The following is a 14,253-nucleotide window of genomic DNA, read 5'->3' as shown; positions in this document are numbered from 1 at the left end:
GACGGTTCGGGTGCGGGTTCAACGGCGTCCAGCGGATGCGTACCGGCATCGTCGTTCGTCCTTTCCCTCTTCACCGGAATACGGACGTGACGAGCGATCGGTTCAGATCCCCACGTAGTTCTCGGCGAAGAAGTCCTGGTGCGCGCGGGAAACCCGCAGGCTCTCCAGCCGCGCGTCCCGCAGGGCCCGCTGGAAGACCGCCTCGTCGTCGTATCCGGCGGGGCCGTGCAACAGGTTGATCATCCAGAGGGAGAACTCCTGCGCGCGCCAGATCCGCGGCAGGCATTCGGCGGAATAGCGCTCGAGTGCCGTCGTGTCGCTCTCGATGTGGGCCTTGATCAACGCGTGCGCGAGGATCTCGGCCTCCATCAACGCCAGATTCGCGCCCTTGGCCGCGGCGGGACTGATCAGGCTCGCGGCGTCCCCCGCGAGGAACAGGTTCCCCCGCTGGATCGTGTCCATCACCCGCGAGGCCATGTCCACGATCCGGCGCTCGATGATGGCGCCGCGTTTGAGTTCGCCGTAGCGGTCGGCCCGCATTCGCAGGTGCAGTTCGTCCCAGATCCGGTCGTCTCCCCAGTTCTCCGGATCCTCGCCGCGCGGTACTTCGAGGTAATAGCGCGTCACCGTCGGCGTCCTGGCCATATGCCCGGCGAAGCCGCGTTCGTGGATCGCGTAGCCGATCGCGGACATACTCGGCGGCGCCTCGGCGAGGATCGCGAGCCACGAGATGTCGTGGTCCCGCCGGAAGACCCTGGCGGGCACGGATCTCAGCGAGATCCCGCGTCTGCCATCGCAACCGGCGATGTACTTGGCACGCAAGAGAAGATCATCGGCGATGACCGTCGCGTCCATCCCCGACACCGAGGTGACCTCCGTGCCGAATCTGATCTCCCCGCCGCGGGCGAGGAATTCGGCGATCAGATCGGCGACCAGGAACTGCTGCGGATAGACGGTGTGCACCTCACCGTTCCCGAGTTCGCCGTACTTGAGCTCGAATTCGGCCTGCTCGTGACGAAAAGCGCAGGTGTCGTGCCTCAGGCCTTTCTCGAGCAGTCCCGCGGCGAGCCCGTTCTCGGTGAGCACACGGACGCTGTTCGCGGCGAGAAAGCCCGCCCTGGCCCGGTTTTCGACATGGGCACGGCTTCGGCGCTCCAGGACCAGGCAGTCGATTCCGGCGGCCCGTAACAGGTTTCCCAGTACGAGCCCCGCCGGACCGGCCCCCACGATCACCACGTCGGCATCGATCTTTCCCACGAAAGCCCCCAGTACCTTCGCCCGCCCCCAGTGCGGTCCAAGGTACACAAAACGCCCTGACGCCGTGGGCGTTCATTCGTTCTGAGCGCGCGCCCTCGCCCTGCGTTTCCCTTCGTGCATCGCCACGACACGGGCGATCGGGATCGTGTGCCCCTGCTCGACGAGGTCGGCGGGCAGCGTCTGCGGTTCCGGCATCGCCTCGGCCCACGGATCCTTGTCCCCGAGGAGACCGGGCGCCGTACGGATGGTGAAATCGGCGGGGACCACGTTTTCGAGCTCGTCCCAGGCCACCGGGAACGACACGGTCAGCCCCGGCCGCAACCGGGGGCTGTACGCCGCCGCGACCGTGTTCCCGCCCGCCCGCGTCGAATCGAGGAACACCTTCCCCTCGCGGTCTTCCACGATGTACGCGGTCGTCGCGACCGCCGGGTCGACCTGCTCCGCACGGGCGGCGAGGGCGCGGGTCGCGGCCGCGACGTCTTCGAAGCCCTGCCCCGGCGTCAGCGGGACGAAGATGTGCACGCCCTTGGAACCACTGGTCTTCACCGCCCCGGCGAGCCCGGAGTCGGCGAGGGCCTGCCGCACCAGCATCGCGGCCTTCACGACATGGGCGAAATCGTCCCCGGCGGGCGGGTCGAGGTCCAGCACCAGATGGGTCGGCCCGGCGTCGGCGTCCACGGTCATCAAGGTCGGGTGGTATTCGACGGCGCGCTGGTTCGCGAACCACAGCAGCGTCCGGCGGTCGTCGCAGAGCGCGTACGACACCTGCCGTTTCGACCTCTCGGCCCACATCCCGTGCCGTTTGACCCAGTCCGGCGTGTATTTGGGCAGGTTCTTCTGCATGAACGGGTCCTGGCCGCGAAGGATGCGGACGACCGAAAGCGGCCTGTCCTCCAGAACCGGGAGAACGCGGCCCGCGACGGCGTCCAGATAATCCACCAGGTCGCGTTTGGTCGCACCCTCGAACAACGGCTGGTCGAGGTTGGTCAGCTTGACGCCGTCACGCTCCTCATCGCTCATGAGGTGAGCGTGGCACAAAAAAACTCGTGAGTGGTAGTGATGGCGTCACTACCACTCACGAGAGTCGGCACCTAGCTGATGTTGGCGTCGATGCAGGCGTAGAAGGCGTTCGCCGTGTCGTAGACGTTCCAGCGGGCGAGGATCTTGTGCCGCCCGCTCTGCTGCAGGTTCACGCTGTGGGTGACCGTGGCACCCGGCTGCGCGCCACCGTCGTTGAAGCTGGCGACCTTGGCACCGTCGACGAAGTACTCCCAGGTGCTGGTGCGATGACGAGCCGTCAGCGTCCACCGGAACGTGGTGGTCCGGCCGAGGGAATGCACCTTCCAGCCCTTGCTGTCGTCGTTGAGGTCCGCGAAACGGCCGACGCCGCCGTTACAGCTCATGAGGCCCTTGGGGCCCTCGACACTTTGCGGCTCCCATTTGATGGAGCCACAGGAAACGGTGTTCTGCGCGCACTGCGCCTGCCTGCTCGCGGGCGAGGAAACGTAACCGTGCGCGTTGGCGGTGCCCGCCGGGATCGCGACCAGAGCCGCCGGCACCATCGCCGCACCTGCCGCCAGGGTCAAAAGCCGTCGTTTGAAGCTCATGTCTACCCCTTTCCCATCTCTACACCCACCGCGGACTCGAGATTCCTGGGTCACAGCGAGCGAAATACCAATGAAGGTCGGGACACATCCGCCGAAACGCCGAGCGAGCGAATGTGGTCTAGACCATAATTGGTTCAGACGACTCGGTCAAGAGTAACCAACCGGGCACTTGGAGTCGTGAAGATCGAACAGGGGTTGTCAAGCCGGACGTTCAGCCCGCACCCAAACAGACGAAGGGTCGCCGGAACGGGTCAACGGCGATGGTGTCAGCCAAGGCCGTCGCCGGTCCGGCCCCTTCGGCGAGTCCGCGGTGGTAGTCGTCCATCGCGGCCGCCGCGGCCTCGTCACCGACTCGGCTCAAGGGCGCGATCACCGTCCGCGAACCGCTCGCGAGCAGCGCGCTGGCGAAACCGAGGACCTCGTCGCCGGGCCGGATCCGGTTCAGCGCCAGTTCACAGGCCGCGAAGACGACTTGCGCCGGCGGCTGCGCGAGCCCGGCCATCTCGTGCGCGAAGAGCGCGCCGTCGGCCAGTTCCAGCCGGGAGAACAGGGCGTTCTCGGGTTCGTGCGCGCCGTGCGCGGCGATGTGCGCGAGCTTCGCGCCGTCCAGCGCGCGCAAGACGGCGGACACGGTCGCGTCGGCCCCGGTCAGCGTATGCGCGGACCGGTAATGCGTGGCGAGTTTGTCCAGCTCACCCCTGGTCCCGACGAGGCCGGGCCCGCGGACGAGGACGACCTTCCGCGCGCGGGGCGTCGTCGAGCGCTCCGCGCCCAGCCACGCCGTCGCCGAAGGGGCGACGACGATAGGCCGTGACCGCAGCGCCGGCAGCACTCCCCAAGGCACGGCGAACAACGGGCCGGTCGGCACGACGACCAGACCTCGGTCCCCCAGCAGCGCTTCGAGCGGCCGGATCAGCCGGCCGTCCAGCCGTTCCGCCTGTTTGCGCGCCGAAGCGAGCACCGACTGGACCAGCGGCGCCGGCAACCGATCCGGCGCCAGTGCGTCGAGATCGATGTTCAGCATCCGCGCGGACTCAGCCGCCCGCTCGGCCGAACCGAGCCGCACCAGTTCGCACCGTCCGCCGACGACGACCATCGCCACCAGGTCGTCCCCCGACGACGCGAAACTCACCAGCGCGCGTTCGCCCAGCTCGTCGGCCACCTCGGCGAGCCGCGCGACCGGCCTCGGCCTGCCCCATCGGCCCGTATGCCACCCGAGCCGATGCGCCTCGCGCAACCGCTCGGCGTACTTGGAACGCAACGCCGCCGTCGGATGCCCGTCGTGCTGCGCCTGGTGGATCGCCTGATCGAGCCCCCGGACCTCACCGACCCGCTCGGCGAGCTCCGGATCGGCCACCACAACAGGTTCGTACCGGTAACTTTGCGCGCGGGTCCGCTCCGTCCAGCCGAACAACCGGGCCGCGTCAGCGCGCTCCAGCACGATCTTGACGGCCAGATCCGCCAGCTCCCTGCCGTGCAGCGCCGTCCCGGACACCAGCTCGATGCCGCCCATCCGATCGCGGACGCGGTCGAGTTCGGTGAGCCCGGCCCGGATCTCGGCCAGCGCCCTGCTCTTGTCGCCCTCGGCCACCGCGAGTTCCGCCCGGCAAAGCCGGCGCAACATCCGATAATCGACCGACGTCAGCCGCCCCGGCCGCGGAATCCGTTCGAGCAACTCGGCCGCACGTTTGCGTTTTCCCTTGCGCAGCTCGACCCGGACGGCCAGCATCCGTGCCAGCGCCGCCTGATCGGCGAGCCTCGGCATCGGCATCCCGTTCGCCGCGCGCAGCGCACGTGACGTCAAGGTCGGCGGGATCACGTTGGTGTGCAAGGCTTCCTGCACGTCGGCACGGAGTCCGACGATGGTCGCGTTGGCGACACAGGTCTGGCAACCCCAGCGCAGCATCCTGCGACGTGCGGACGCGGCATAGGAACGGGCGAGTTCCAGATCATCGCTCATCAGCGCTGCCGACGCGCGGAAGAGTTCGCCATACGCCAGCTCACGGGTAACCGTCCGTTGCGCACGCATCACCGGAAGCGCCTCGTCGAGAAATCCGCCCGCCTCGTCAGAGAGGCCCGCTGTCAGCAACGCCTGCGCCTGATCCAACCGGAGCAGGGGAGGCACCTCGCCTCTCAGTGAGCGGTAAATCCGCTCACTTTCCTGATAAAGCCGCAGTGCGGCCGGGACATTGCCGATTCTGAGCTCCAAGGAGCCCAAGGGCCTTCGGACATCACCGGCCGTCAGGCTCAGGCCATGCTGGTCGGCCAGCGCGATCGCTTGGACCAGGTCTTCGCGAGCTCGCCGGACATTACCCAACCTGGTGAAGGCGAGACCTCGCGTCGCCATGGTGTTCACCAACGGGTCGAGCTGCGAAACCCGGTCTTCGGCGGTCTCGAGGCTCTTCTTCTTGTGCACCAACGACGAATCGAAGTACACGATGCTCTCGTCATTTCGCCCGGCGGCCATGAGCAGCAAGGCGTAGTTATGGTCCACGGACCCGCTCAGTTCGGACCGAAGCCCAGGGTCGGGCACGGCGTCGAGCAGACGCCTGACGTCGTCCAGCCCGGCCAGGCCCGCGGCCACACCACCACTGGTCTCCGAGGAAAGCGCGGCGAGCGAGTTGGCCAAGCGAATCCGCACCACAAGCCAGTCGGAACGGATTTCGTCCGCGACCGGATGGATCGAATCGAGCAGCATCATTCCGCGGCGAAGCAACCGGTAGCCCTCTTGGGAACGTGCTGCACACGCCGCATCGACCCCGGCCCGGTGCAGGGCACGGGCCTCACGGACGGCCTCGGCTTGAGCTGACTCGGTTACGACCACAGGTCTATGACAGCACAGTCCGTAGCCGAAAGAGGCCCGCCCTCGGGCTTTGCCCGATCGGGCGGGCCGAAACCCCCGGCCGATAGGTCTCAGGAAGTGGGCGGGGGCGTCTGGATACAGCCACCGCCACAATCGAAACGAGGGTTTCGATTGTGCTCACAATCAGGGCCGTGCTGGTGTTCTCCCTGGTCAGGCTTGGGCTGAGCCGGGTCGAGCGGCTCCTCCTCGCCGATGGGGTCCTTGACGTCCGTAGGTGTCGACATTTGACGATCTCCTCCCCTGATGATCTTTCTTTGTCGTACCAGGCAGCCTCGATTACGACGGCCCCCTCTGTTCGCAGGCCCTCTTCCTGCGAACGGGGCAATAGTGCCACAACGGAGCAGTGATCGGGAGCGATTACCTACACTGAGTCATCGTCGGCACCCAAAAGGGGGACGCCTGGTTAGCGAGCCTCACGATCTCGGCCACATGGCCGCGCCGCACCACGCGAAGACGGTGAATCGAGATCATTCCACTGCGCCATCCGGCCTAAGATCCAAAAATTCTTGCCACACAAGGGTTTCCGGCCGAAGAGGCGGGGAACTCGCGACCTGTCGGGGGTTGACCGGCGAATATCCGGAGGAGATAACGATGCCCACGTGGTTGGTCATCATCATCGTCATCGCCGCGATCCTTGTGGTGGGCGCGGCCGTCTGGTTCGTCGTCGCGGAACAACGCAGGCGGCGATTGCGAGAAACGTTCGGTCCCGAATACGACCGGGTGGTCGAGGAACACGAAAGCCCGAAGGAAGCCGAACGTGAGCTTTCGTCGCGGGTGAAACGACATTCGGATCTCGACATCCGGCCGCTGCCGGCGACCACAAAGGACCGGTACGCCCAGGAATGGGCGCTGATCCAGGAACAGTTCGTCGACCGTCCGTCCGGCGCCGTCGTCGAGGCGGACCGGGTGCTGGTCTCCTTGATGGCCGAGCGCGGCTACCCGACCGAGGGGTACGACCAGCAACTCGCGGATCTGTCCGTCCGGCACGCGAACGCGTTGCGGCACTACCGCGCCGGACACGACACACTGGTTCGCCATCGGGAATCCGAAATGTCCACAGAGGACATGCGCGAAGCGATGAAGCACTACCGCGAAGTGTTCGAAGAGCTGTTGACCGAGGACGGCGAAGGAGCGGAAGGCCATGGAAAGCAGGCCCCTGGAAACCGAGGGAACGGATCGGCTCGGCGAGGAACCGACCGCTGACGGGCAGGCCTTGAGCACCGAGGACTTGGTGGCCGCCGATTCCGGGCACACCGACGAAGACGAAGCGCGGACGTTGTTCGCCGACGCCGACGTCGACAGGTTCCGTGAGAGCTGGCAAGGCATCCAAACGGCCTTTGTGGACGATCCGCGGCGGGCGGTCAAGGAGGCCGATGAACTCGTCGCGGTCGTGATCCAGAACCTGGCCACGACGTTCGCGGACCACAAGAAGGAACTGGAATCCGCGTGGAGCCAGGGCGAACCGGCGACCGAAGACCTCCGGATCGCGCTGCGCCGCTACCGGTCGTTCTTCAACCAGTTGCTGAGCGCGTAGGCGAAACCTCGGCTGGCTCGGTATCAGTCGTACCTCTGGGCCCTGCTTGGCCGGAGGTTGCGAAAGCCACTTTCGAGACGTCTGATGTCCCGAAAGTGGCTTTCGCGACACCACCTCCAGAACCCAGGCCGGGTAGCCACGTAGGCACCGAAGGCACCTAACCGTCCTTGCCACTCACGAGTCTTTCACGCGCCCGTGGTCGAACCGGGCCGCACGATCATCAGCACCGTCACCACCACCCAGAGCAGATTGAACATCCCCGTGTACATCGCCACCCGCCCCGCCGTGACCGGTTCCGACGGCTTCTCCGCGCCCAGCGCGGTGAGGATCGCGTTCTGCCCCGGCAGGACCAGCAACGCCAGCACGCCGGCGGCGGCCGCGGTGAGCACGATCGACGCGATCACCCACAGGTCGCCGAAGACCCGCATGCTGCCCGCGGTCGCCAGCCCGAAGAACGGCACCGCGATCCCGAAGATCGCGTAGACGCGGCAGATCCGGTTGAGCGCGCGAAGCACGGACAGCCCGGAACCCGGTTCGGCGAAGGCCTTGCGCGCGGCGGCGGGGAACATGCTCGCCGCGACGGTGACGGGTCCGACCGCGATGACGGCGGCGAGCACATGGAGGATCAGAAGGACTTTCGACACGCCGCCGAGCCTATGATCGTCACCCCTCCCTCCGGTACCGGTGTTTTCGACAGATGTCGCAGGATTCCGGCCATCCGGCTACGTCCGGCGACGTACGCGGAGTGCCGCCCGTGAACGGATGTGGCGACGGCCTCTCCCGCGACACCATTCGTCACCATGAACCTTCCCGTGGACACAGACGAACTCACGAAACGGTACGGCGAGCAGCTCGCCGTCGACCGGATGAAGCTGACCGTGCTGCCCGGCGAGATCTACGGTTTCCTCGGCCCGAACGGTGCGGGCAAGACGACGACGTTGCGGATGCTGCTGGGGCTCGTCCGGCCGACTTCCGGCAGCGTCCGGCTGTTCGGCAGGCCGCCCGGCGATCTCGACGGCGTCGGCGCGCTGATCGAATCGCCGGGGTTCTACCCGTATCTGTCCGGTTCGGACAATCTCAAGGTGCTGGCCCGGTACAGCGGAACGGATCCGCTCCGCGTCGGCGAGGTGCTCGCGATGGTCGACCTCGCCGATCGCGGCAAGGACCGGTACTCGACCTACTCCCTCGGCATGAAGCAGCGGCTCGGGGTCGCCGCGGCGCTGCTGAAGGATCCGCGGCTGCTGATCCTCGACGAGCCGACCAACGGGCTCGACCCGGCCGGGATGGCCGACATGCGGGTGCTGATCCGCAGGCTCGGCGCGGAGGGCTGCACCGTGCTGCTGTCGAGCCACCTGCTGGGCGAGGTCCAGCAGATCTGCGACCGGGTCGGCGTCGTCTCGCGCGGGCGGCTGGTCGCGGAGAACACGGTGGCCGAGCTGCGCGGCGGCACGGTGCTGCACATCGAAACCGACGAGATCATGCGCGCCGCGGACCTGGTGCGGCACTGGATCGGCGCGGAGAACGTGCGCGTGAGCGGGACCGGTCTCGACCTGACCGTCGACCCGGACCGCGCGTCGTGGCTGAACCGCGAACTCGTCACGGAAGGGATCCCGGTACGCGAACTGCACGTCCGCGAACGGGATCTGGAACAGGTCTTCTTCGAGCTCACCGGAGAGGTGGCGGATCATGTGGGGTAGTTGTACCGCCGAGCTGGCGAAACTCGTCCGGCGTCCGGCGAACTGGTTCATGCTGGGGATCGCGGTCGTGCTCGGCCTGACCTTCACCTATCTGCTGCCGCTCGCGGGCGCGGCGGGTTCGTCGAGCGGGGCGCCAGGGACGGATCGCGGGCTGGCCGCGACCCTTCCGGCGAATCTGGTCGGCAACTCGATCGGCGGGCTGCCGGTGTTCCTCGGGGCGATCCTGCTGGTGATCGGGGTGCTGGCCGTCGGCACCGAATACGGCTGGAGCACGTGGAAAACCGTGCTGACACAAGGACCTTCGCGACTGACCGTCTACAGTGGAAAGTTGTTCGCGCTCGCCGTCGCGGCACTGACCGTCGTGCTGACGAGCTTCGCGACCGGCGCGGTCACTAGCGCGCTCATCGCCTCTTCGGAGGGCGAGCCGCTGAACTGGCCGTCGTTCGGCTCGCTGCTGACGGGGATCGGCGCCGGCTGGCTGATCGCCATGACCTGGGCGGCGCTCGGCGCGGCGCTCGCCATCGCGATGCGCGGGGTGGCGCTGCCGATCGGGCTCGGCCTGGTGTGGCTGCTGGTGGTCCAGAACCTGCTGTTCGGGGTGGCGGCCCCGCTCGTGGACTGGGTCGGCACGCTCCAGCTGGCACTGCCGGGAGCCAACGCCGGTTCGCTGGCCGCGTCGCTGGGCGCTTCGGGCGCGACGCCGGGGATCGGGGAACTCGTCGGTGCCTCACAGGCGACGCTGGTCGTGGCTAGCTACCTGGTGGTCTTCGCCGGTCTCGGCGGCTGGCTGCTGCGGCGCCGGGATGTCCTCTGAAAGATCCGTGAAGGCCCCTCCCCAGTGAGGGGCCTTCACGCGGGATCAGGCGAGGGCGTCGAGATCCGCGATGACGTCCGCGGGCAGTTCGAGTTTCGCGGCGGCGACGTTCTCGTGCAGGTGCAGCAGCGACGACGTGCCGGGGATCAGCAGGACGTTCGGCGACCGCTGGAGCAGCCACGCGAGCGCGACCTGCATCGGCGTCGCGTCGACCCGGCGGGCGCAGTCGTCCAGGACACCGGACTGGAGCGGCGTGAACCCGCCGAGCGGGAAGTACGGCACGAACGGGATGTTGATGGCCGCGAGGGCGTCGAGGAGGCCGTCGTTGGCGCGGTTCGCGACGTTGTACTCGTTCTGCACGCAGACGACCGGCGCGATGGCGCGGGCTTCCTTGACCTGTTCCGCCGAGACGTGGCTCAGGCCGAGGTGCCGGATGAGACCCTGCTGCTGGAGCTCGGCCAGCACCTCGAACGGCTCCGTGATCGAGACCGGGATCGGGAAGACGCCGTGCTCCCCCGCGAGCCGCAGGTTGACGACGTCGAGCACGTCGACGCCGAGGTTGCGCAGGTTGTCGTGGACCGCGGAGGTCAGCTCCTCGCGCGAGAGCGCCGAAGGCCAGCCCTTGTCCGGAGTCCGCTTCGCGCCGACCTTCGTGACGATGTGCAGGTCGTCCGGGTACGGGTGCAGCGCCTCGCGGATCAGCTCGTTGACCGTATGCGGACCGTAGAAGTCGCTGGTGTCGATATGGGTGATCCCCAGCTCGACCGCCTCGCGGAGGACGGCGATCGCGGTTTCGCGGTCGCTCGGCGGCCCCCAGATGCCGGGGCCGGACAGCCGCATGGCGCCGTAGCCCATCCGGCTGACGGTGAGATCGCCGAGGGTGAGGGTGCCGCCTGGGCTCATGATCGCTCCTTGTGCAAGTGGGTTCGGCTCACCTTATGCAGGCTCGCCCGTCCTGGCGCGTGCGGGAAGGGAGCAAGGGACCTTTGCTACCACTCGGGGCTCTGACCTGCGCGAACGAGCAGGCCCACCAGCTGGTTCGCCAGTCCCTCGGTCAGCCCGTCGACGAACATGACGTGACCGGCGGGCGCTCCGCGTTCGGCCAGGACCGTCGCCACGGCCTCCCCTGGGTTCGCGTAGGGCCACAGCCCCGCGACGAGGATGAAGACGGCCTTCGCGAAGTGCCCGGCCGCTTCGGCGTCCAACGGGGCATGAGCGCGGACGAGGCCGGCGAGCCGTTCGGTCCGTTCACCCGCACGGGTCTTGAACGTCCGGGCGGTCTCCACGGAGATGTTGCGTTCGAGCACGGCGGCCATCGTGCTGATCAGCTCGCACAGCAGGCGCCGCCGCGAGATCGACGTCGCGATGACGGCCGCGACACGCTCGTACGCCGGCTTCGCGCCGTCAGGAACGCTTAGTTCACCTTCGAGCTCGTCGAGCCACGCGACCCAGACCGAATCGAGGACTTCCAGGAAGACCGCCTCGCGGCTGTCGAAATACCGCAGCACGTTCGATTTGGCCAAGCCCACCCGATCGCTCAGCTCTCGCAGGCTGACCCGGGAGACGGGCCGCTCGGCCAGGAGTTCGCGCGCCGCATCGAGGATCGCGGCGCGCCGGGCCTCGACCTGTTCCGGCCGCCGTGCGCGCTGGAAGTCGGGGGCCACGCGCCGCACGGTACCAGACCACCCGGCTGTTATTCGGCGTTCGCGGCCCTCCTGGCCTGCACCCTCTTGTAGCTCCAGATCAGCAACGCGAACAGGATGAGCCCGGACAGGATCAGGCTCGACCCGGTGCTCCAGCCCCCGAGCGGCAGCCCCGGCACGAGTCCCCACACGACCCCCGCGGCCAGCAACCCCAGCCCCGCCAGCACCGAACCCGCGATGCGCAGCGGCGACGAAACACTGTCCTCGGCCGCCTTCATCGCCCTGTCGCGGATCGGATCGACGTACTTCTCCACCACGGGGAACTCCGAGGCCAGCACGAGCAGACCCGCGAGTACGAGCAGCAGACCCGGCCCTGGCAGCACGAGGAGCGCGATGCCGACCAGCAGGAGAACGCCGCCCGCGATCAGGATCAAGACCTGCTTGACGGGTTTTCCGATGCCCACCGTCTTCTCCTCGCCGTCGTCCCTTTCGTCGATTGTGCCGGTCGCGCCGCGAACGCGCTGGTCCGAATCGTGCGCGGCCTGTCTGTATCGGACGAGCCCGTTCGTCGGGGATGGTGAACAGGCTCAGACAGGAGGACCGATGCGCTACATGTTGCTGATCTGCGGAAGCCCGTACCCCGGCGCGGACGACAGTGAAGGCCCGCTGGACGAAGAGACGCAGGTGTGGGTCGACGAGATGACCGCTCGCGGGGTCCGGCTGTCCGGCAGCAGGCTCCGGTCGGCGGCCACCGCGACCACCGTGCGCCACCGCGATGGCGAACTGCTCATCTCGGACGGGCCGTTCGCGGAGACGAAGGAACAGATCCTCGGCTACGACCTGATCGAGTGCGCCGATCTCGACGAGGCGATCGAGATCGTGTCGAAGCATCCGGTCGCGAAGTTCGCGACCATCGAGATCCGGCCGCTCTGGCCGACCCCCTGAACACGCCTCGCGAGTGAGAGGTGTGGGGATATAGGGACGTTGAACGTCCCTATATCCCCACACCCTGTCGTGACCGGACCGGTCACGACAGACTGTGTGGATTTCTGGTCATCCAACGCCCCAAAATCCACACAGTCGGCGTCCCGGAGCCACTCGCGAGAGCAAAGGTCCCTTGCTCACTCCCCCGCGCGCAGCAGCTGCTCGAACGGCACGAACCCGCTGTCCGGAGCCACGGCCGTTCCCTCCGACGACAGCCGGGCAGCCAGCTCCCGCCCCGCCCGCGAAGCCCGCGTGTCGAGGTCGCCCGGAGACGCCCAGTCCGACGAAGCCGCGTACACCGCCGTCGCGACTGGCTCGGCGCGAAGGTAGGCGAAGAGCGGACGCAACGCGAAGTCGAGCACCAGCGAGTGCCGTTCGGTTCCGCCGGTGGCGCCGATCAGCACCGGCTTCCCGTCAAGCGCCTTCTGGTCCAGCACGTCGAAGAACGACTTGAACAGCCCGCTGTACGACGCGGTGAACACCGGCGTCACGGCGATCAGGCCGTCCGCGGCGGTCACCGTGTCGATGGCCGTCCGCAGTGCGGGCGAAGGGAATCCGGTCAGCATGTTCTTCGTGACGTCGACGGCCAGGTCGCGGAGTTCGATCACTTCGATCTCCACGTCCGGCAGCGCCGCCCGAGTCGCCAAAGCGAGCTTGTCGGCGAGCAGCCGCGTCGAGGAGGGCTGGCTCAACCCCGCGGTCACCACTGCGATCGTCGTCATGCCAAAACCTCCAACCGAGAAGCGTGAGTCGGCGCTTCAGGCACGTGCGCCGGGCGAAGCGAGTCGAGTTCCTTGCGCAGCACCGGAATCACGTGCTCGCCCAGCAGGTCGAGCTGTTCCAGCACGGTCTTCAGCGGCAGTCCGGCGTGGTCCATCAGGAACAGCTGACGCTGGTAGTCGCCGAAGTGCTCGCGGAAGGTCAGCGTCTTGTCGATCACCTCTTGGGGGCTGCCGACGGTCAGCGGCGTCTGCTCGGTGAACTCCTCCAGCGACGGCCCGTGCCCGTACACCGGCGCGTTGTCGAAGTACGGCCGGAACTCCCGCACCGCGTCCTGCGACTTCGGCCGCAGGAACACCTGGCCGCCCAGTCCGACGATGGCCTGGTCCGCCTTGCCGTGCCCGTAGTGCTCGTACCGCTCGCGGTAGAGGTTGATCAGCGCCTGGAAATGCTCCTTCGGCCAGAAGATGTGGTTCGCGAAGAACCCGTCGCCGTAGTAGGCGGCCTGTTCCGCGATCTCCGGGCTGCGGATCGAACCGTGCCACACGAACGGCGGAACACCGTCGAGCGGCCGCGGCGTCGAGGTGAACTCCTGCAGCGGCGTCCGGAACTTGCCGGACCAGCTGACCACGTCCTCGCGCCACAACCGGTGCAGCAGGTGGTAGTTCTCGATCGCCAGCGGGATGCCCTGCCGGATGTCCTGCCCGAACCACGGGTACACCGGGCCGGTGTTGCCGCGCCCCATCATCAGGTCGACGCGGCCGTCGGCGAGGTGCTGCAGCATCGCGAAGTCCTCGGCGATCTTCACCGGGTCGTTCGTCGTGATCAGCGTGGTCGAAGTGGAAAGGATGATCTTCGACGTCTGCGCGGCGATGTAGCCGAGCATCGTCGTGGGCGAAGAAGGCACGAAGGGCGGGTTGTGGTGCTCGCCGGTCGCGAAGACGTCGAGGCCGACTTCTTCGGCCTTGAGCGCGATGCGCACCATCGCCTTGATCCGCTCGTACTCGCTGGGCGCCTCCCCGGTGGTCGGGTCGGTCGTCACATCGCCCACTGTGAAGATTCCGAACTGCATGACCTGCTCCCTGGGCCGGGGTTACGTTGCTTGAGCGTTCAACCTCACGCGCGCAAGAAGTA

The 14,253-nt window shown here is 67.5% G+C and carries 15 protein-coding genes; 5 read left to right on the top strand and 10 right to left on the bottom strand.

The features are described 5' to 3' along the window. Window positions 1–102: 102 nt before the first annotated feature. The 4 genes from ACFVM3_RS13095 to ACFVM3_RS13080 all read right to left on the bottom strand — a co-directional run bounded on the left by ACFVM3_RS13095 (window position 103) and on the right by ACFVM3_RS13080 (window position 5,565). The gene (locus ACFVM3_RS13095; RefSeq protein ID WP_378438300.1) at window positions 103–1,257 is read right to left on the bottom strand and encodes a 4-hydroxybenzoate 3-monooxygenase; all 1,155 of its coding nucleotides are present in this window, start codon (window positions 1,255–1,257) and stop codon (window positions 103–105) included. A gap of 72 nt (window positions 1,258–1,329) precedes the next feature. Beyond that, window positions 1,330–2,277, bottom strand: a complete 948-nt coding sequence (ligD, locus tag ACFVM3_RS13090) for a non-homologous end-joining DNA ligase (RefSeq protein WP_378438298.1) — start codon at window positions 2,275–2,277, stop codon at window positions 1,330–1,332. A 71-nt stretch (window positions 2,278–2,348) separates the two neighbouring features. Further along, window positions 2,349–2,864, bottom strand: coding sequence for a lytic polysaccharide monooxygenase auxiliary activity family 9 protein (locus ACFVM3_RS13085; RefSeq protein ID WP_034317732.1), 516 nt, complete (start codon window positions 2,862–2,864; stop codon window positions 2,349–2,351). A gap of 211 nt (window positions 2,865–3,075) precedes the next feature. Continuing rightward, window positions 3,076–5,565, bottom strand: coding sequence for a CHAT domain-containing protein (locus ACFVM3_RS13080; RefSeq protein ID WP_378438360.1), 2,490 nt, complete (start codon window positions 5,563–5,565; stop codon window positions 3,076–3,078). A gap of 753 nt (window positions 5,566–6,318) precedes the next feature. Between ACFVM3_RS13080 and ACFVM3_RS13075 the strand changes: the two genes are divergently transcribed. Continuing rightward, complete coding sequence (locus ACFVM3_RS13075) at window positions 6,319–6,930, top strand: hypothetical protein (protein WP_378438297.1); 612 nt, start codon at window positions 6,319–6,321, stop codon at window positions 6,928–6,930. Continuing rightward, window positions 6,869–7,261 (top strand): hypothetical protein, encoded by a 393-nt coding sequence (locus ACFVM3_RS13070; protein ID WP_378438295.1) that lies wholly within the window; start codon window positions 6,869–6,871, stop codon window positions 7,259–7,261. Before ACFVM3_RS13075 ends, ACFVM3_RS13070 begins: the two co-directional genes overlap by 62 nt. A 185-nt stretch (window positions 7,262–7,446) precedes the next feature. Here the strand turns inward: ACFVM3_RS13070 and ACFVM3_RS13065 are convergent, their stop codons facing one another. Then, window positions 7,447–7,905, bottom strand: coding sequence for a hypothetical protein (locus tag ACFVM3_RS13065; RefSeq protein WP_378438293.1), 459 nt, complete (start codon window positions 7,903–7,905; stop codon window positions 7,447–7,449). 156 nt (window positions 7,906–8,061) lie between these two features. On the opposite strand from ACFVM3_RS13065, the gene ACFVM3_RS13060 reads away from it, so the two are divergent. Together ACFVM3_RS13060 and ACFVM3_RS13055 are read left to right on the top strand one after the other, a co-directional pair. Further along, window positions 8,062–8,958, top strand: coding sequence for an ABC transporter ATP-binding protein (locus tag ACFVM3_RS13060; RefSeq protein ID WP_378438292.1), 897 nt, complete (start codon window positions 8,062–8,064; stop codon window positions 8,956–8,958). Next, a complete protein-coding gene (locus ACFVM3_RS13055; protein WP_378438290.1) occupies window positions 8,948–9,772 on the top strand; it encodes an ABC transporter permease in 825 nt (274 codons plus the stop codon). Before ACFVM3_RS13060 ends, ACFVM3_RS13055 begins: the two co-directional genes overlap by 11 nt. 45 nt (window positions 9,773–9,817) lie before the next feature. On the opposite strand, the gene ACFVM3_RS13050 is transcribed toward ACFVM3_RS13055, so the two are convergent. The 3 genes from ACFVM3_RS13050 to ACFVM3_RS13040 form a co-directional block, all read right to left on the bottom strand. Next, a complete protein-coding gene (locus tag ACFVM3_RS13050) occupies window positions 9,818–10,675 on the bottom strand; it encodes an oxidoreductase (protein WP_378438288.1) in 858 nt (285 codons plus the stop codon). 86 nt (window positions 10,676–10,761) lie between these two features. Beyond that, window positions 10,762–11,436: a TetR family transcriptional regulator gene (locus ACFVM3_RS13045; protein ID WP_378438286.1), complete on the bottom strand. Its 675-nt coding sequence runs from the start codon at window positions 11,434–11,436 to the stop codon at window positions 10,762–10,764. Window positions 11,437–11,465: 29 nt separating this feature from the next. Beyond that, complete coding sequence (locus ACFVM3_RS13040) at window positions 11,466–11,879, bottom strand: PGPGW domain-containing protein (RefSeq protein ID WP_125681394.1); 414 nt, start codon at window positions 11,877–11,879, stop codon at window positions 11,466–11,468. Between the two features lie 139 nt (window positions 11,880–12,018). Here ACFVM3_RS13040 and ACFVM3_RS13035 point away from each other — a divergent pair, with 139 nt between their 5' ends. Next, the gene (locus tag ACFVM3_RS13035; RefSeq protein ID WP_378438284.1) at window positions 12,019–12,360 is read left to right on the top strand and encodes a YciI family protein; all 342 of its coding nucleotides are present in this window, start codon (window positions 12,019–12,021) and stop codon (window positions 12,358–12,360) included. Window positions 12,361–12,536: 176 nt separating this feature from the next. Here the strand turns inward: ACFVM3_RS13035 and ACFVM3_RS13030 are convergent, their stop codons facing one another. After that, window positions 12,537–13,121, bottom strand: coding sequence for an FMN reductase (locus ACFVM3_RS13030; protein ID WP_378438283.1), 585 nt, complete (start codon window positions 13,119–13,121; stop codon window positions 12,537–12,539). Continuing rightward, window positions 13,118–14,191: an LLM class flavin-dependent oxidoreductase gene (locus ACFVM3_RS13025; RefSeq protein WP_016331687.1), complete on the bottom strand. Its 1,074-nt coding sequence runs from the start codon at window positions 14,189–14,191 to the stop codon at window positions 13,118–13,120. Before ACFVM3_RS13025 ends, ACFVM3_RS13030 begins: the two co-directional genes overlap by 4 nt. Between the last annotated feature and the right edge of the window lie 62 nt (window positions 14,192–14,253).

Source organism: Amycolatopsis sp. NPDC057786 (assembly GCF_042797905.1).
Lineage (GTDB): Bacteria > Actinomycetota > Actinomycetes > Mycobacteriales > Pseudonocardiaceae > Amycolatopsis.
This window is presented reverse-complemented; position numbering and strand designations above follow the sequence as displayed.